The sequence below is a fragment of the Vibrio tapetis subsp. tapetis genome, from assembly GCF_900233005.1.
Lineage (GTDB): Bacteria > Pseudomonadota > Gammaproteobacteria > Enterobacterales > Vibrionaceae > Vibrio > Vibrio tapetis.
In genome coordinates this window covers 194,187-210,896 of the sequence record NZ_LT960611.1, presented here as the reverse complement: position 1 = coordinate 210,896, position 16,710 = coordinate 194,187, and the positions used below count along the sequence as shown (strand labels likewise).

The window sequence follows — 16,710 nt, the reverse complement described above, 5'->3', positions numbered from 1 at the left end:
GATCGTTTTTGCCCATTTGTTTTTGCTAATTGTGATCCAATCCTTGTTGTTCATGTTTTCGCTAGCATTTGTTGTCACTAAAGTCAGCGGCAGGAAGCCTAAGAACTTAAATCTGCATGAAGCAACTGTGACGCGGTTAACTTTTAATCAACAAGGTGAGCTATAAAGTAAATTTTTGAGAACATATCGAGTAGGGTGAGGCGTCTCCGCCTCATCCCTCTCACAGAACCGTACGTACGGACCTCGTATACGGCTCATGCACATTTCCATTCAGCATAATGGCTGAACACATATCCTGTCCTAACGTGTTCAAGATTCACTAATCCAAGGTCGTTAAACCATTGATTTGGCATCGAGTAACTGGCTAATGGACTCGCAGCATTTCTCCAACTATCCATACAGATATACCTGAATGACCCTTCGTAACCTAGCTGTCTTAGCCTGCGGTGGAGTCGGGTCGGTTTTTTCCATAATCGTAATTGGACGCTGCGAAGTCTTCGCCTTAACCACGCGGCCAGTTTCTTAAACTCCCTGTTGGCATTCGCTATTCGAAAGTACTGGCTGAACCCTCTCAGAAGTGGATTCAGTTGTTTAATGACTTCTAACAATGGCTTACCGCCATTGCGTCTTGTCACTCGCTTCAACTTTCCTTTGAACGTCGACATTTTCTTTGGCTGAATACGGCTATAATGGCTACCGATTTCTATTCCAAGGAATTTCACACCTTCGCCGCTGTGCGCTATGTGTGATTTGGTTTCGTTCACCGTTAACTTGAGCTGTTTTTCCAGGACCTTCGTTGCCTGTACTTGCGCATTTTCTGCACCTTTACGGCTGCGACAGAAGATCAGTATGTCGTCGGCATAACGGACTATTCGATGTCCTCGCTTTCGCATCTCTTGATCAAACGCATCCAGATAGATGTTCGCTATCAGTGGGCTTATTACTCCACCTTGCGGACTACCTATCTCGGTATGCTGCCACTCTCCATCAACCATTACGCCACTTTTCAGGAACTGTTTGATGAGCTCCAGTACGCTACTGTCTGTGACTCGTTTCTTAATGCTTTTTAGAATAAGCTCGTGGTCGAGCTTATCGAAGCACTTCGATAAGTCCATATCTACGACGTGTTGCATTCCGTATCGACGGATGAACATCGTCGCTTTGTTTATAGCATCGTGACAACTTCGATTCGGTCTATACCCAAAGCTGGATGGGTGAAACTGCTCTTCGAAGATTGGGGTTAATAGATCATTTAGAGCTTGTTGGACAACTCTATCCCGTACTGTTGGGATCCCAAGTAATCGCACCCCACCATCATCTTTCGGTATTTCTACCCGTCTGACGGGTTGAGGGGTGTATCGCTTGGTTTTGAGTTCCAGAAGAAGTTGATCTAGGTTATCACTCAGATTTTGGGCGTAGTCGCTTAGGCTCTGCCTATCTATTCCGGCCGCGCCTTTCGCTTTCCACACTTTTTTAAATCCTTTATAGAGTCGCTCTTTGTGGAGCAAGTGACCATATAAACTGTAGTAAACTCTCAACTTTTTCCTTTAGATTGTGTGCCGTGTGGGGACAAATGCTCTCTCACAGTGTTGGTGTATTTCACTCCACTCTCTAGCCTTCTAGCTCAATGGCAATTTACTAGAGTGAGTCAGAGTTACTCCCTTGTACGGTTTCTCGCTTCAGTGCTTTGCTTTCACAAAGACCGAGACGGAATACCTCGATAGCTAATCAACTTGTATACCACTGAAAAAAAAACATCTGCTCATCACAGACTTAAAATGTACTTCATCCCTTCGCAACACCAGATTGCTTTTGGCAAAATGTTGTCCCATCAGACGTGTTACTGATGGTCAGCTCAGTTTTATCCTCCACACCATTACTGGGCTTCACCGGCCGAGCTTTACTCACTACTACGGATTCATCTGCCACCTCGCACCAACATAGATCTTGGCTCTCGCCTTGAGTTTATGCTTCCGACGTTTGCTCGGATGTGGTGTCAGGCTTCCCCAGTTACTGCACTGGCTCCCTGTTAACAATGCCACCCTCAAGCACAATCTAGGTCTGATTGAGTATCGGGCTTCACGCTATTTTGCACGCTTACCCACCTAAATTGCCGAATCAGGTTCACTTTCGTTGTGTACTGTTAACTTCCTATCGCTTCCTTCAAACCCTGCCGTTGGCCAGCAACGCCCTTGCGATTCGGATTATCTTCCCCTCAATCAGGGTGATTTAGGCTTCTTTCAGCCTAATGGGTTTGCCAGCTTCGCTGGGCAAACAAAAAAGCCAACATTATGTTGGCTTAATCTAGTGTGAGTAAGGAGGTTGTGCTTATTGCCAATAAGGTTCAACTTCAATTCCCATAGAGCGAGTTTGCTCCATAGCATGCAATATCGAGTACTCTTGGCGTTTCAACCACTTTTCAAGTTGCTTTTGTTCATCACCTTCAAGCGAGGCCAATAAGCTCTGTAGTGGCTCCAGCATCAGTAAGTCATCGATGCCCTGCTGTAAATCGGCCCACGGCAAGCGAAAGCTGTTTCTATCCGTCGCATCAAATAACGAAGCAAAACAGATCCCAGTATACAAATTGCGGATCAATCGATATTTTTGATCTATGTATTCTTGGCGACCAAGCTCTCGCTCAGGCGGGAATGCTTCCATTAACTCAGCCCAAGTACGATCGAGTTGTTTGACGGCAAAAGGGCGAATATTCTGCGCCATTTGATCTCGAGCTTTCTCATCAAGAAACGGCTGCCAACCACGCGTTAAAATCCAGCGGCTTAAATCTAACAGTAACTTAGTGTATCTCGCCGATTGAAAGAGCTTTAGTAGCTCTTCTCTAGCAGGCAAAGACTCTCGTTGAATTTGTAGCTGTTCAACCAATTCTTTTTGCGCATCAAGCTTACGTAATACATGCCCTTTATCGTCCATTAACTCTTCAAGATAATCGGCCGACTTAAGCCAAGTTAGCTCTTCTTCTAACCACTTAAGTTCTTGACGAATGATAGCGCTTGCGCGCCTTGGAACGATACCACCGAAAACGGTTAGGGTTTGGCGAATAAAGCAGATCGCATGGGCAATTTCATGCAGCGCTTCAAACGAATCTCGCTCGAAGTAAATTTGCTCATGGTAGTGCCAATGCTCTAACGCATGCTCTAATGACTGAATAAAACAATACTCTACGTTATCTGTGCCATTGGTATCGACTAGGCTCAATGGTTTTTCTTTGTCACCCTGGTAGTCATACGCTAATCGATAACCTCTAGCGGCTTTACTTAAATTGCCTAGACGAATCCCCCCTTCTGCACATAGTACTCGTGCCAAATTAAACAAAGCATCGGTTTGACCCGACTTAAGCTCAAGCTCAACTTCGCATATGACCGTCTGTTTTCCATTCGCGCTCACAAGGCCTTGATCGAAAGCAACTTCTACCTGGCTGCCATCGGTCATGTTGACTAACCACTGCTCACGAGTGAAATCAGTAGAAAAAATGCCAACTAGCTCACTTTGAAGTACCTGATTGTCTTTGCCTGATGGCCAAATGTCGCTAGGATGGAGAGAAAGGTCGGGCGTATTGTTAGTATGCTCAGCATTGTATTCTGGTCGTTGGTGCAATCCAGCGACGACACGACCCGCGGTTTTGACTGTTTGCACAAAAACATCATCGAAACGACGAATTCGTAGTCCCGTATCATGCTGACGTAACCAGTTATCTGGGGTATCAAAATAGGTGTTGCCTAAGTCTCGGCAACTGTGCTGAAGGACTTTTTCATTTGCTAGTTTTTCTGCCAAACTTGTTGAAAAATCTGGTGAAACAAAAAACTTCAGTTCTATCTCGGTTTCCATAGCTCTACCTTTAACGGATGACCATGACAGCATATGGCTTAAACCCCACCCGAGCAAGTGGGATTTATCACCCTAATAATGATCTAAAACAGTTTTAATGACAGGGTGATTGGGTTAACATGCGCGACTTTATAGCCACCGCTTAAGAATTCGCCGTCATATGGTGCATGTTTCTTTATCAGGTTATATTTTAAATAGGTTGAATGACCATGCCAGTGAATACAATTATGGGGTTATTTGCAAAGTCCCCAATTAAGCCTTTGCAGCGTCACGTTGTGTGCGTAAACGAATGTTGTTCCCACCTTGTCAACTTCTTTGAAGTTTGTGCTCAGGGTGATTGGGATAAAGCAGCCGAAATTCGCGCGCAAATTTCTCATTTAGAGAAAGAAGCTGATGTATTGAAACGTGAGATCCGCTTAAAGCTCCCACGTGGATTATTTATGCCTGTAGACCGCACTGACATGCTTGAATTGCTAACACAGCAAGACAAGCTGGCAAACCTTGCAAAGGACATTTCAGGTCGTGTTGTAGGTCGTCAACTTCAAATCCCAGCTCCTCTTCAAGAGAATTTCATCGCTTACGTGAAACGTTGCCTCGATGCTGCTGATCAAGCACAAAACGTTATCAACGAACTCGATGAACTTTTGGAAACGGGTTTCAAAGGTCGCGAAGTTACATTAGTAGCTGAAATGATCAATCAACTTGATGTCATCGAAGATGATACGGATGCACTTCAGATCGAACTTCGTCAACAATTAATGGCGATAGAATCTAAGTACAACCCAATCGATGTCATGTTCTTGTACAAGATTTTAGAATGGATGGGCGGCATTGCCGATCAAGCGCAGCGTGTAGGCTCGCGTCTTGAGCTCATGCTCTCTCGTTCTTAATCTAACTTTAACTTAATAACAACGAGTATGATTACTGAGTAGTGTTTACCAAAACAAAGCACTACTCTTATGCGTGCGCGCACGAAAATATACTCAACAGTTTTCAACAAACTAGGTATTACAATGGATATCCTTCAGAACTACGGCACTGTGATCATTATTATTGCAGCTCTATTTGGTTTCATGATGGCGATCGGTATCGGTGCCAATGATGTAGCCAATGCCATGGGTACCTCTGTTGGCTCTAAAGCGCTAACAGTAAAACAAGCCATCATCATTGCGATGATATTCGAATTCGCAGGTGCATACCTTGCGGGTGGTGAAGTGACAGATACTATCCGTAAAGGGGTAATTGAGATGTCATACTTCACCCATCAACCTGATGTATTAGTGTTTGGTATGATGTCAGCTCTGCTTGCCGCGGGTACATGGTTATTGCTTGCATCGTACATGGGATGGCCGGTTTCTACGACGCACTCCATCATTGGTGCAATCGTCGGTTTTGCTTGTGTATCAGTCGGTACTGAAGCGGTAGACTGGGCGTCGGTTCAAGGGATTGTTGGTAGCTGGATTGTTACCCCGTTAATTTCAGGCTTCTTTGCCTATGCGATTTTCGTCAGTGCTCAGCGACTGATTTTTGATACTGAAAATCCATTGATTAATGCGAAACGTTTTGTTCCTGTTTACATGTTTATTACCACAATGGTGATTTCACTTGTAACCATTAAAAAAGGGCTTAAGCACGTTGGCTTGCACCTAGAAGGTGCTGAAGCATGGCTTTGGGCTGCAGGTTTCTCTTCCCTTGTTATGGTTGGTGGCTACTTCTACATTCAGAAGAAATTCGCTAATCAAGAGAATGACCATAGCTTCGCTGGTGTAGAAAGCGTATTTACTGTGTTAATGGTTATCACAGCATGTGCCATGGCATTTGCTCATGGTTCAAACGACGTAGCAAATGCGATCGGTCCTCTTTCAGCGGTTGTTTCAACGGTTGAAAACTTAGGCGAAATCACAGCAAAAAGCTCAATCGCTTGGTGGATTCTTCCTCTTGGTGGTATCGGTATCGTTGTGGGTCTTGCAACCATGGGTCACAAAGTAATGGCGACTGTCGGTACTGGTATTACTGAATTAACACCGAGCCGTGGTTTTGCAGCGCAACTTGCAACTGCATCTACCGTTGTATTAGCGTCAGGTACTGGCCTTCCAATTTCAACAACACAAACTCTGGTTGGTGCTGTATTAGGGGTTGGTTTTGCTCGCGGTATTGCGGCATTGAACCTTGGCGTTGTTCGTAACATCGTTGCATCTTGGGTTGTTACTCTTCCTGCAGGTGCGCTATTGGCTGTAATTTTCTTCTACGGTCTACAAGCTGCATTCTCTTAACCCGTGTAAGGGTTGTGTCATTAATTGACTCAAACGCACATAAAGGGAGGCTTTGCCTTAATGCCACTCGCTTAAGAGCGAGTGGCATGTTTATTGGGGTATCGGGCTGGCTTTTTTAAAACCGCTCTGGGGTATGGTTTCCTTTTCCGTTTCTTGGGGAGAATAAGCCGCTTCCCATTGTCCCTGAGAGCTTTTAAGTTTTTTGGTATCGCTCCTGGACTTCGAGTGTCGCTCGCCCAAATCATCTCATCCATAATCAAAAATAAGGCATTAATGAAGCTGATCCGTAGAGGCTCAACTTCATGTTGTTTAGCCATCTCAGCCATTTCCAGCCTCACGATGTTATAGCTGGTTAATATTCCCCATAGCTCCTGATATATCCCGACTTTTTTCTTACTTCGTAATGTTGGTTTGTTTTGTAACTGATACTGCTTTAGTTCGCCGTAACTGCGTTCGATTTCCCAACGCTCCCAATACACTTTAACTAAGTCATCAAACAGATAGCGCTCAGGGCATAAGCACGAAGTAATGAAGCCTTTGATTTCACCTTTAGGGGTTGGAATTAGAATAAGGCGTGCTTGCCATCTCTTGCCAAGATAGGGAGTCTGCTTTTGAGCTTGTGGTGAAACAGGCATCTCAATGAGATGATCATAATCAGTATAACTCTCGATTATGTCATAGCGCATTTTGGTTTTGATTGGTGTTAACCAGTGGCTGTTACTGCTAGCACCCTGCCAGCTGGTAAATAACTCCGCAGAAGTGAACCCTCTATCAAAAAGTGTTAATGAGTCATCTGGTGCTGACCCCACAAGTTGTTGGGCATATGATATTTCACTGTTTGTTACTGGTCCAAAAGCAGCATCGGACACAAGGTGGCTACGTGTAGACATTAATGTTACTGCCAACACGCTTGGAAATGATGCACCTTTTTGAGCAAACCCAAAATGCTGATTTTCTTCGGTATTGTGAGTTTTGAAATACGTTCCATCGACACTAAGAAGCTTTAAGCCACAAACTTCGTCAAAGTCTGATTGTTGCTCCCACCGTTGGGCTGTAGTTTTAAATAAGTAACGCATAGGTTTATCGCCGAGGCGCTCTTTCCCCTTGATAATACTGCTTGTTGCCATAGGTGTGAGTTCACCATCTACATCAGGGAATGCTAACTCCAACTTGTCGCAGACATCTTGAATGGAGCGATTACGTTGGAGCCCAATCCCTAATACTAACCAAACAGCTTGCTCTGCGGGGAGGCGTCGCTTTCTGAGCGATACTCGTCCAGTTTGTTGAACAGCTTCTTCAACCCATTCCCAAGGAATGTGTTTATTAAACACATCGATTGGACGTTCGTGGCAAAACTCTGCGGTAACCTGTAACTCTTTTGAAAACTCAGACATAAAAAATCGGCCGTAACTTACGTTACGACCGATTATGAGGCCTCTGGAGGATCGTTCAAGTAGCTAAACGATCGGCATTAAGGCTTTGCCTCCCTCTTTTGTTGCACCAAGCCTCGAAACTTCTTACTATTCCCTCATTGTATTTTGATTAGAACGGCATCTTCCTACGCCGTCGTCTCGCACAAGTATCAATTAAGGGACATATTGTGAAAAAACTACTTAGCTTGATTGTCATGACACTTTTCTTAGTGCCGACCAGTTACGCTCAAAACCGCTACATTTCAGATAACCTATTTACCTACATGCATGCAGGTCCAAGCAATCAGTTTCGCATTATTGGTAGTGTAAACGCTGGTGATAAAGTCAACCTAGTCAATGCTGACCGTAAAGCTGGTTACAGCGAGATCGTCGACTCAAAAGGTCGTAAGGGTTGGGTTGAGAGTAAGTTTGTATCTAAAGTACCAAGCATGGCTGAACGTTTACCTTTGTTAGAAAAAGAACTAACCGAAGTAAAAGAGAAACTGGCGACAGCTCGTCAAAGCTCTGATGAAGCAAAAGCAGGTCTTGTTGAATCTCTTGCTGCGCGTAATACTCAAATTAAAGATTTAGAGTCGAGCCAGAGTGAAATGAACAAACAACTTCTGACTTCGCAAGACGAAGTTCGTCAGCTTCGTGCCAAGCTAGATACACAAAAAGAAGATTTGCTGCTCAAATACTTTATGTATGGTGGCGGTGTTGCGGGCCTTGGTTTGTTGTTCGGCCTATTGCTGCCCCACATGATCCCAAGCCGAAAAAAATCACCAAACGGTTGGAGCTAATCACTAGCCCAATAAGAAAAAAGGCGACTCTAGGTCGCCTTTTTTAGTTTTTCCTCACACACGTAGCAAAGCTTTCTAGCCTCGCCATTCATACAATGCCGGCATTTCTATTTGCTCACCGTCATAACTGATCACGACATTGCGTGGATTGATAGTCATCAGTTGTACCTGAGGCGTTATCCACTCCCCTTCATGCACTTCTTTGCCATTTACTTTAATCCAGCGACCTTGTTGATTAGAAGCAAACATGTGCGTCTGTAGGTTCATCGCTGGCAACTTACCAGCAAACCTCTGTCCTTCATTTTGCAAAGAAACGACTGGGCTTTCTTTTTTGTCATCATATGCATAGTCCGAACTCTGAGCATCAGTGGAGGTAAAAGCATCTTGAATTTGCTGTGCAAGCTCAGGTGAAAGTGAAGATAAGTCTAACTCTTCAAATTCAACGCCATCGGAGTGATGACTAGTCGATTTAGCCGAGACTGACTCTGTTGGCGTTGGGTCTGTCGATACCAGAGGATCATTTATTTCTTCGCCTTCAAGCACCTCCCCGTTAACAAAACGAATAGGAGCAACGGCTACTTGAGTACGACTTGGGTTGACGTTTCTTTCAATAAGCGCCAAATTTTCAAACTCAGGATAAGGCACCACTTTTATCAAACTGATTGGTGCCAATTCGGACGGTTTAATAAGTCCTTCTGATTGTGCTTGCTGAGGCTGATATTGTGAGTACCCAATGGCTCCCGCGATTAGGCTAGGTAGCAGTACGATAGCTGCCTGCTTTATAGATAAACTCATAACTTAACTCCTTCTTCAAAACGAAGTCGAGGAGCAGCTTTATTAATTATACTGTCGATTTTAATCAAGGTGTTTCTACCAGCAATACCGTCTACATCCAACCCTTGCCAACGTTGAAATGCTTCTACCTTACCTTTTAACCCAGCGTCAAATTGATCATTACCAGATTCAGGCTCACCAATGGCCTTCGACACTTGCTGGTCTAATACCCTAACCAATGCCCCATATTGGCCTGGTTTCAACGTCTGATTAATCGGGCTATACCACAAATACTGATACTCCCCTTGCCAGTTATCTTCTAGCCATTGTCTCGGTACTTGAATGCGCTTGTTTGCCATTAATAATTCCGCACTTTGGCCATCCACACGGTAGAGAACTGAATAGAAGTTTTCGTCTCCGACCCGCATTTTTAGTACCACAGGACGATCCGTTTTAACTATTTGAGAAAAATCAGCACGAGCTTGCTCGCAATAATATGGCCCGGGATTTCTTTCGCTGCAATTGCCATCAACAATGGACGCCTTCAGGCCCCATACTTTATATAGCTCTTGCACTGCTGCTACATTATCTACCGCCTGAGAAAGATAAGGCTGCAAACTTGATTCAACACTGATGATTTTTGCAACTTTGCGAGAAGGCTCGACCTTCACTTGAGAGCCATATTGCTCCTGATACCACGTCATTACCTGAGGCGTTGCCAGGTAAGACCCTGCAGCTAAGCCCACACTGACTAACGCAGTAAAACCAACCTGAACTAGAGTAGCGAATAACGATGAATTGGCACTATAAACCGCCTTAGAGCCGGGTCTTTCAACCGACAAAGATTGAGACATCGGAGCCTGAAATGCCATGACATCCTGACAAGCCAGCGTCGCTAACTTGGCGCTAATGCTGTTTTCACCAGATTGATACGCGTATTGCAGCGACTTATCGCAAATTAGGTTAATTAAGCGGGGGACACCCTGGGTAGATTTAGCCACAGCCTTCATCGCCCCCATGGAAAAGAGATTTTGTTTGCCACCAGCTTTGGTACAGCGAAATTCAATATACTGCAGCACTTCATCTTGGCTAAGTGGCAACAAATGATAGCGGCCTGTAATTCTCTGTGCCAGTTGGCGAAGTTCTGTGGTCTGCAAGTTTGCCTGTAATTCGGGTTGGCCAATAAGTAACACCTTAAGTAGCTTTTCGGTGTCGGTTTCTAAATTGGTCAGCAATCTTAGCTGTTCAAGTACATCAACCGCTAAGTGTTGCGCCTCATCAATCACCAACAAAGTTTGTGCACCTTGCTCATGGTTGCTCAACAAATAGTGATGAATAGCTTTAGTGAGTACTTTTAGCGATGCGTTTTCTGGATAAGCCAGATTGTACTCATCACAGATTGATTCCAATAAATCAGAACACGAATAGGTGGGGTTTAACAATAACCCTGCACGCACGTCATCAGGAAGCCCTGCCAATATCGCTTTGGATACGGTTGTTTTCCCCGTACCCACCTCGCCTGTTAGCATGGCAAAACCACCACCGTTTCCAAGCCCTGCCTGTAAATGGTTAATGGCTTCCCGGTGACGCTCACTCAAAAAGATATAACGGGCGTTAGGCACAATTGAAAACGGTGCTTCCGCAAAGCCAAAAAAATCCTTATACATACTCATGTCTCTTCGCTAAGATTCAAGCAAACTACCATTGCAGGATGGAAAGTAAAGCATCTGTCTCATTTAGGAGCTCAAAGTTGGAAGTATATTTAGTTGGTGGAGCCGTTCGTGATCAATTACTCGGTTTAAAAGTGCATGACCGCGATTGGGTGGTAGTGGGAACTACCCCGCAACAAATGCTTAACCAAGGCTTTCAAACCGTCGGTAAAGACTTCCCTGTCTTCTTACACCCAAAAACCAATGAAGAATATGCATTGGCTCGTACAGAGCGAAAATCAGGCCATGGCTACACAGGCTTTGAGTGTTACGCCGCGCCCGATGTAACATTGGAAGAAGATCTTATCCGACGCGACTTAACCATTAATGCGATAGCACAAAGTACAGAAGGTGAATTGTTCGACCCCTATGGCGGCCAGCAAGATATCGGTGCTCGCCTATTGCGTCATGTTTCGCCTGCATTCAGTGAAGATCCATTACGTGTATTGCGAGTGGCTCGTTTTGCTGCCAAGTTAGCGCCACTTAACTTTCAGGTACACGCTTCAACCAACCAGTTAATGATCGACATCGTGACCAGTGGAGAGCTGGCTCACCTTACCGCCGAGCGAGTATGGCAAGAGTGGCAAAAGTCCCTTTTAACCCAAAAGCCAAGTGTCTTTCTAAGCGCTCTGCGTGACTGTCAGGCGCTCGCCGTTGTACTTCCAGAAGTTGACTGCCTATTTGGTGTACCGCAACCTGAAAAATGGCACCCAGAAATAGACACAGGCATTCATACCTTGATGGTGGCAGACCAAGCCGCAAAACTTAGCTCGTCACCTATAGTTCGGTTTGCTGCGCAAGTACACGACTTAGGTAAAGGCATTACGCCTGAAAGTGAATGGCCTAGTCACAAAATGCATTGCCATACTGGGCTGAAAATTATTAAAGCCTTGTGCAATCGAATCAAAGTACCGAATGATTATCGCGATTTAGCTTTACTGGTTTGTGAACACCACACCAATGTGCATCGAGCGCCAGAGCTTAAGCCAAGTACCATGCTAAAAATTCTCAACAAAATGGATGCATGGCGTAAGCCCGACCGTTTTAAACAAATACTACTTTGTTGTGAGGCTGACCACCTAGGTCGCCTAGGCTGTGAAAACATGCCCTACGAACAAAGCGGGATGTTCCTCTTAGCATATGAAGCCGCAATGGCAGTAGACGTGCAACAGGTGGTCGCAGATGGTTTTCAAGGCAAAGCAATTCGAGATGAGTTGGATAAGCGAAGAATCGAAGCGATTGCAGATATAAAGCGATAGAGCAGAAAACAGCGAATCCAGAGACGGGCTTTGCCCTGAGAATACAGAAAAAGAAGAGCCTAAAAGTGTAAAACCTTTAGGCTCTTGTTGTTTCTAGAACTCTATACTCTCGTAAGCAAAGCGAATTCTGTATTCGGCTTTTACCCCATCATCAAGAAAGCAAATAGACCGAAGCCTAAGATCAGACGATAGATAACGAATGGCAGCATGCCCATGCGCGAGATCAGCTTTAAGAAATAGTGAATACAGATATACGCACTAATAAATGACGTTACGATGCCCGTTAGCAGAAAACCTACATGTATCGGGTCCCCACTCATGGCCAGTTTCAGGCCTAAGTAGCCACCCGCCAAAGTAATGATCGGTATCGACATTAAAAATGAAAAACGTGCGGCAGCTTCACGGGTAAAACCAAGATATAACGCAGCCGTAATGGTTGCGCCAGAACGAGAAGTACCCGGGATAATTGCCACAGCTTGAGACAGACCAATAAACAGCGACTTTTTCCAATCCGCCACGTATTCGTCATCGGTTAACTTTGCGTTGTTATCAACCCACCAAAGAAGTAAAGCAAACACGATGGTGGTGGTTGCGATCACCCACGCACTGCGTAAGTAAAGCTCGATGATGTCTTTCATGAACAAGCCGAACACACAAGCCGGGATCGTCGCTAGCACTATCATCCATGCCAATCTGGCTTCTTTACTGCGGTCACCTTTAAATATGGAACCAAATAACGCCCCAAACAACGTGATCACTTCTTTGCGGAAATAGATCACAACCGCCAGCAAGGTACCAACATGAACCGCCACATCAAAAGCTAGGCCTTGATCTTCCCAACCTAAAATTGCAGAGGGTAGGATCAAGTGAGCAGAACTCGAAATAGGTAAAAATTCCGTTAGGCCTTGAATAAGCGCCAACATAAAGGCTTCAAAATAACTCATTGCATCTTCACTATTTAAAAAGATCCACTGCGATCAGTGAATCTAAGTCAGAATGGGTTTGCCAAACTTGCGCCACCGTTCGGCCATCTTGTGGAATGACTCGATCAGGGCACAATTCGTATAATGGTTGAATAACAAACGCGAATTTAAAGATATCGTCTCGTGGTAATTGCGGGCAAGAAGCCGACACTTCTTCACCAAACAAAATGATATCTAAATCTAACGTGCGGTCTTGCAGTTTTTGAGCATCGGGCTCTCTGCCCCACTTCAATTCAATCTCACGCAATTTTTGCATGAAATTGCGTAAGGAATGTGACGTTTTCAGTTCTACAACCAAGTTGTAAAAAGAATGACTCGAAAAACCGACCGCCGCGCAGTCATACACCGTTGAACAGCGTAACGCTTCACCAAGCTGTTCTAATTCTTCTAACGCAACACGAACGTGCTTGTCACGCTCTATGTTTGATCCTACTCCAATGTAGGTCGTTATCATAAAGTGCCTCGTTCGATGATCACCCCAACGCCACTTGCTTGCGGTACAGCGCCAGGCTTAGTCAAACGGATTTTGATCCACGGCACTGAGAATTGAGTCATGATCAACTCTGCAATTTCTTCAGCCACTCGCTCTACCAATAAAAAGCGACCTGTTTCAATGTGGTTCAATACGGCTTCACTTACTTTTGAGTAATCCAGCGCATCGACGACATCATCACTTTTTCCCGCAGGGCGGTTGTCGTGAGCCATTTCAAGATCCAAAACCAGCTTCTGTTTGATCTCTTGTTCCCAGTCGTAAACACCGATCGTAGTAATAACTTCTAATTGCTCAATAAAAACTTTGTCCAGTGCCATTTTTGATCCTTAATCAACTCTTCTACAGGTCGGATACCCATTTGAAAGAAAAACCCGTAAAATATACTAAAAATCATCCAGCTATTCAGCATTAACTTTGCTGCATAAGGAAAGCAATGACCGCTACCGCACTAATTATGATCATATTGGCCTATTTATTAGGTTCGATTTCGAGTGCGGTTTTGATTTGTCGACTGCTGAAAATTAAAGATCCACGCACCACAGGATCAAAAAATCCTGGGGCAACCAACGTACTTCGTAGTGGTTCAAAGCCCGCAGCAGCCGCAGTTTTATTATGTGACATGTTGAAAGGAACGATACCTGTTTGGCTAAGTTGGTACCTTAATGTCGATGACGTTATTTTAGGTTTGGTGGGTATTGCGGCTTGCTTGGGGCATATGTACCCGCTGTTTTTTCACTTCCAAGGTGGAAAAGGAGTGGCGACGGCATTAGGAGCCATGGCCCCCATGGGGTTAGATTTAACCGCCATGTTAATGACGACTTGGCTTGTAGTGATATTTTTTACGCGTTATTCGTCATTTGCGGCGATCGTCACTGCACTCATTGCCCCATTATTTACATGGTGGGTCGCGCCAGATTACACCCTACCCGTCTCGATGTTGTGTTGTTTGATTATCCTTCGCCATCATCAAAATATCCGCCGCTTGTATGATGGTACGGAACCCAAAGTAGGTAACCGTACCTCATCTAAAGCCTAGCGGATTCAGATCGCGTTAGCTTCCAAAAATGCCGTCAGCTTCTCAGTAACAAAAGCTGGCTGCTCTAAGTTACTGATGTGACCAGCATTTGGAATAACCACTAACTCACTCCCCGTGATTGCATCTTGCATTAAGTAAGATTCAAACACAGGTCTTGGTTTATCTTGATCGCCGACCATGATTAACACCGGTAGGGCTAAGTTTTCGATTTCTTCAAACTGATCACGGCGCCCAAATACAATTCGGCCAACTCGCGCCACGTCAACAGCCGCTTGACCTTTAAGGCTAGCCAAATAGCTTTCAAACCCCTGAACCAGCTCTGGATTATCTTGCTTTGCATCATTAGCGAAGAACAGAGGAGCCACTGCTTCTACAATGGGAGCAGGAACGCTTTTCGCTGCCGTTATTCCATCTAACATGGCGAAGTATCGCTGATGCGTAATTTCAGGCTCTAACCCAATAAAGGTATCCATGATAACCAGAGACTTCACACGTTGAGGTGCAAGCATTGCTAACTCTGTTCCCCACATACCACCTACCGACAAACCAACAATGTTGAAGTGCTCTACTTCTAAATGATCCATTAGCGCTAAGAGATCGGCCGCGTAATCTTGTAAGTTTGTGGTTTGCTTTGGCAGAGCCTCTGACTCACCGTGAGCCCATAAATCCGGTACGATACAGCGATAATTCTGACTCAAAGCTTCAATTTGGGGCGCCCACATTTTGCTGTTCCAAAGGTAGCTGTGGCCAAACAACAATACTGGTCCCTTGCCTACATCTAAATAGTGCATGTTGTGATTATGACGAGAGAATATAGCCATGATATTTCCTTATGCTTGATTAGCTTTTTCTGTTGTTCAATTCAAATGAAAACGGCAGCTTATATCGATAAGCTGCCGTGTTTTTAAACTCTGTTTTATTTAGCGATTAATCGACTCAAGTTGATCAATCGGCCATCTTGGTTTGGCTTCGACGCCAAGGTCAGACACTTCACCGTTTTTAAGGCGCTGCATACCTGCATAGGCGATCATTGCACCGTTGTCGGTACAAAACTCAGTCCTTGGGTAAAACACTTCGCCGCCAATTTTTTTAGCCAACTGCTCCAGTGAAGCTCGCAGCTGTTTGTTTGCACTCACACCACCAGCAATCACAATTCGCTTCATACCCGTTTGCTCGAGTGCTCGGCGACACTTAATCACCAAAGTGGCACACACGGCCTCTTGGAATGCATGCGCAATATCAGCGCGAGTTTGATCGTCATTGTCATTTGCTGCAATAGTATTAGCTGCAAATGTTTTTAAACCAGAGAAGCTCATATCAAGCCCTGGTACATTAGTCATCGGACGAGGAAATTTAAAACGCCCTGGTGTTCCTTTTTCAGCCAAACGCGATAGCAGCGGCCCACCAGGGTAATCTAGCCCCATAAGTTTTGCTGTTTTATCGAACGCTTCCCCTGCCGCGTCATCGACAGATTCACCAAGAATTTTATATTCACCGATGCCTTTTACTTCCACTATCATGGTGTGACCACCAGAAACAAGCAGAGCAATAAATGGAAATGACGGCGGTGTATCTTCAAGCATTGGGGCCAACAAATGACCTTCCATATGGTGCACTGGCACAGCCGGTACATCCCATGCATAGGCGATGCTGCGACCAATAGTGGCACCGACAAGCAGAGCGCCAACAAGGCCTGGCCCTGCGGTATACGCAATGCCATCAATGTCGGCAGGCGTTAAATTCACTTCAGCCATCGCGGCTTTAATAAGAGGAATCGTCTTTTTAACGTGATCACGTGAAGCCAATTCAGGCACTACACCACCGTAGTCGGCATGCAGTTTTACTTGGCTGTATAATTGGTGCGAAAGGAGCCCTTTCTCATCATCATAGATGGCAATGCCTGTTTCATCACAGGAAGTTTCGATACCTAAAATGCGCATTACGTTCTCAGTATTAGCTAGAATTGGCGCAAGTTTACCGCTTAGGAAAAAAATTAACCAGTTCTGACTGCGATAATACTTTACAAAAGGGTTCTGATCGGATTAAAATTCCGCACCATTTTGATCAAGCTGGTTAAAGACCTTTCATATTTGTGATTGGTTAGTAAAGTACCAGCGTTAACGAATAA

General features: G+C 44.8%; 15 protein-coding genes. 5 read left to right on the top strand and 10 right to left on the bottom strand.

Translation table 11 applies throughout. From position 1 onward, the window contains the following. Positions 1–254: 254 nt before the first annotated feature. Together ltrA and VTAP4600_RS01015 are read right to left on the bottom strand one after the other, a co-directional pair. Positions 255–1,538 (bottom strand): group II intron reverse transcriptase/maturase, encoded by a 1,284-nt coding sequence (gene ltrA / locus VTAP4600_RS01020; protein WP_102521018.1) that lies wholly within the window; start codon positions 1,536–1,538, stop codon positions 255–257. A gap of 790 nt (positions 1,539–2,328) precedes the next feature. Continuing rightward, the gene (locus tag VTAP4600_RS01015; RefSeq protein ID WP_102521094.1) at positions 2,329–3,843 is read right to left on the bottom strand and encodes a CYTH and CHAD domain-containing protein; all 1,515 of its coding nucleotides are present in this window, start codon (positions 3,841–3,843) and stop codon (positions 2,329–2,331) included. Positions 3,844–4,052: 209 nt separating this feature from the next. Between VTAP4600_RS01015 and VTAP4600_RS01010 the strand changes: the two genes are divergently transcribed. Then, positions 4,053–4,733: a TIGR00153 family protein gene (locus VTAP4600_RS01010; protein WP_172443044.1), complete on the top strand. Its 681-nt coding sequence runs from the start codon at positions 4,053–4,055 to the stop codon at positions 4,731–4,733. Between the two features lie 123 nt (positions 4,734–4,856). Next, on the top strand, positions 4,857–6,116 hold the full coding sequence (locus tag VTAP4600_RS01005; RefSeq protein WP_102521092.1) for an inorganic phosphate transporter: 1,260 nt from the start codon (positions 4,857–4,859) through the stop codon (positions 6,114–6,116). A gap of 71 nt (positions 6,117–6,187) precedes the next feature. Here VTAP4600_RS01005 and VTAP4600_RS01000 read toward each other — a convergent pair whose 3' ends face one another. Next, a complete protein-coding gene (locus tag VTAP4600_RS01000) occupies positions 6,188–7,510 on the bottom strand; it encodes an IS4 family transposase (RefSeq protein ID WP_102521091.1) in 1,323 nt (440 codons plus the stop codon). A 206-nt stretch (positions 7,511–7,716) separates the two neighbouring features. Here VTAP4600_RS01000 and VTAP4600_RS00995 point away from each other — a divergent pair, with 206 nt between their 5' ends. Continuing rightward, positions 7,717–8,328, top strand: coding sequence for a TIGR04211 family SH3 domain-containing protein (locus tag VTAP4600_RS00995; RefSeq protein WP_102521090.1), 612 nt, complete (start codon positions 7,717–7,719; stop codon positions 8,326–8,328). A gap of 75 nt (positions 8,329–8,403) precedes the next feature. Here the strand turns inward: VTAP4600_RS00995 and VTAP4600_RS00990 are convergent, their stop codons facing one another. Both VTAP4600_RS00990 and VTAP4600_RS00985 read right to left on the bottom strand, forming a co-directional pair. Beyond that, the gene (locus VTAP4600_RS00990) at positions 8,404–9,123 is read right to left on the bottom strand and encodes a general secretion pathway protein GspB (protein ID WP_102521089.1); all 720 of its coding nucleotides are present in this window, start codon (positions 9,121–9,123) and stop codon (positions 8,404–8,406) included. Further along, positions 9,120–10,769 carry an ExeA family protein gene (locus tag VTAP4600_RS00985; RefSeq protein ID WP_102521088.1) on the bottom strand — a complete coding sequence of 550 codons (1,650 nt, stop codon included), beginning with the start codon at positions 10,767–10,769 and terminating at the stop codon, positions 9,120–9,122. The genes VTAP4600_RS00990 and VTAP4600_RS00985 overlap by 4 nt, the downstream gene beginning before the upstream one ends. Positions 10,770–10,852: 83 nt before the next feature. Here VTAP4600_RS00985 and VTAP4600_RS00980 point away from each other — a divergent pair, with 83 nt between their 5' ends. Then, the gene (locus VTAP4600_RS00980; protein ID WP_102521087.1) at positions 10,853–12,070 is read left to right on the top strand and encodes a multifunctional CCA addition/repair protein; all 1,218 of its coding nucleotides are present in this window, start codon (positions 10,853–10,855) and stop codon (positions 12,068–12,070) included. Between the two features lie 140 nt (positions 12,071–12,210). Here VTAP4600_RS00980 and VTAP4600_RS00975 read toward each other — a convergent pair whose 3' ends face one another. From VTAP4600_RS00975 to folB, 3 genes are read right to left on the bottom strand one after another with little or no spacing between them, the layout of a single operon-like run. After that, positions 12,211–13,014 (bottom strand): undecaprenyl-diphosphate phosphatase, encoded by an 804-nt coding sequence (locus tag VTAP4600_RS00975; RefSeq protein WP_102521086.1) that lies wholly within the window; start codon positions 13,012–13,014, stop codon positions 12,211–12,213. Between the two features lie 10 nt (positions 13,015–13,024). Beyond that, on the bottom strand, positions 13,025–13,507 hold the full coding sequence (gene folK, locus VTAP4600_RS00970) for a 2-amino-4-hydroxy-6-hydroxymethyldihydropteridine diphosphokinase (protein WP_102521085.1): 483 nt from the start codon (positions 13,505–13,507) through the stop codon (positions 13,025–13,027). Then, positions 13,504–13,863 carry a dihydroneopterin aldolase gene (gene folB, locus VTAP4600_RS00965; RefSeq protein WP_102521084.1) on the bottom strand — a complete coding sequence of 120 codons (360 nt, stop codon included), beginning with the start codon at positions 13,861–13,863 and terminating at the stop codon, positions 13,504–13,506. Before folB ends, folK begins: the two co-directional genes overlap by 4 nt. Positions 13,864–13,979: 116 nt before the next feature. Between folB and plsY the strand changes: the two genes are divergently transcribed. Next, positions 13,980–14,582 carry a glycerol-3-phosphate 1-O-acyltransferase PlsY gene (gene plsY, locus VTAP4600_RS00960; protein ID WP_102521083.1) on the top strand — a complete coding sequence of 201 codons (603 nt, stop codon included), beginning with the start codon at positions 13,980–13,982 and terminating at the stop codon, positions 14,580–14,582. A gap of 5 nt (positions 14,583–14,587) precedes the next feature. Here the strand turns inward: plsY and VTAP4600_RS00955 are convergent, their stop codons facing one another. Both VTAP4600_RS00955 and tsaD read right to left on the bottom strand, forming a co-directional pair. Next, positions 14,588–15,403, bottom strand: coding sequence for an alpha/beta fold hydrolase (locus VTAP4600_RS00955; protein WP_102521082.1), 816 nt, complete (start codon positions 15,401–15,403; stop codon positions 14,588–14,590). A gap of 99 nt (positions 15,404–15,502) precedes the next feature. Beyond that, on the bottom strand, positions 15,503–16,522 hold the full coding sequence (tsaD, locus tag VTAP4600_RS00950) for a tRNA (adenosine(37)-N6)-threonylcarbamoyltransferase complex transferase subunit TsaD (protein WP_102521081.1): 1,020 nt from the start codon (positions 16,520–16,522) through the stop codon (positions 15,503–15,505). Positions 16,523–16,710: the final 188 nt, after the last annotated feature.

Excerpts from the sequence above, each read along its gene's own strand:
- VTAP4600_RS01015 (WP_102521094.1), bottom strand. The coding sequence starts at position 3,843 with ATGGAAACCGAGATAGAACTGAAGTTTTTTGTTTCACCAGATTTTTCA.
- VTAP4600_RS01010 (WP_172443044.1), top strand. The coding sequence starts at position 4,053 with ATGCCAGTGAATACAATTATGGGGTTATTTGCAAAGTCCCCAATTAAG.
- VTAP4600_RS01005 (WP_102521092.1), top strand. The coding sequence starts at position 4,857 with ATGGATATCCTTCAGAACTACGGCACTGTGATCATTATTATTGCAGCT.
- VTAP4600_RS01000 (WP_102521091.1), bottom strand. The coding sequence starts at position 7,510 with ATGTCTGAGTTTTCAAAAGAGTTACAGGTTACCGCAGAGTTTTGCCAC.
- VTAP4600_RS00990 (WP_102521089.1), bottom strand. The coding sequence starts at position 9,123 with ATGAGTTTATCTATAAAGCAGGCAGCTATCGTACTGCTACCTAGCCTA.
- VTAP4600_RS00985 (WP_102521088.1), bottom strand. The coding sequence starts at position 10,769 with ATGTATAAGGATTTTTTTGGCTTTGCGGAAGCACCGTTTTCAATTGTG.
- VTAP4600_RS00975 (WP_102521086.1), bottom strand. The coding sequence starts at position 13,014 with ATGAGTTATTTTGAAGCCTTTATGTTGGCGCTTATTCAAGGCCTAACG.
- folK (WP_102521085.1), bottom strand. The coding sequence starts at position 13,507 with ATGATAACGACCTACATTGGAGTAGGATCAAACATAGAGCGTGACAAG.
- folB (WP_102521084.1), bottom strand. The coding sequence starts at position 13,863 with ATGGCACTGGACAAAGTTTTTATTGAGCAATTAGAAGTTATTACTACG.
- plsY (WP_102521083.1), top strand. The coding sequence starts at position 13,980 with ATGACCGCTACCGCACTAATTATGATCATATTGGCCTATTTATTAGGT.
- VTAP4600_RS00955 (WP_102521082.1), bottom strand. The coding sequence starts at position 15,403 with ATGGCTATATTCTCTCGTCATAATCACAACATGCACTATTTAGATGTA.
- tsaD (WP_102521081.1), bottom strand. The coding sequence starts at position 16,522 with ATGCGCATTTTAGGTATCGAAACTTCCTGTGATGAAACAGGCATTGCC.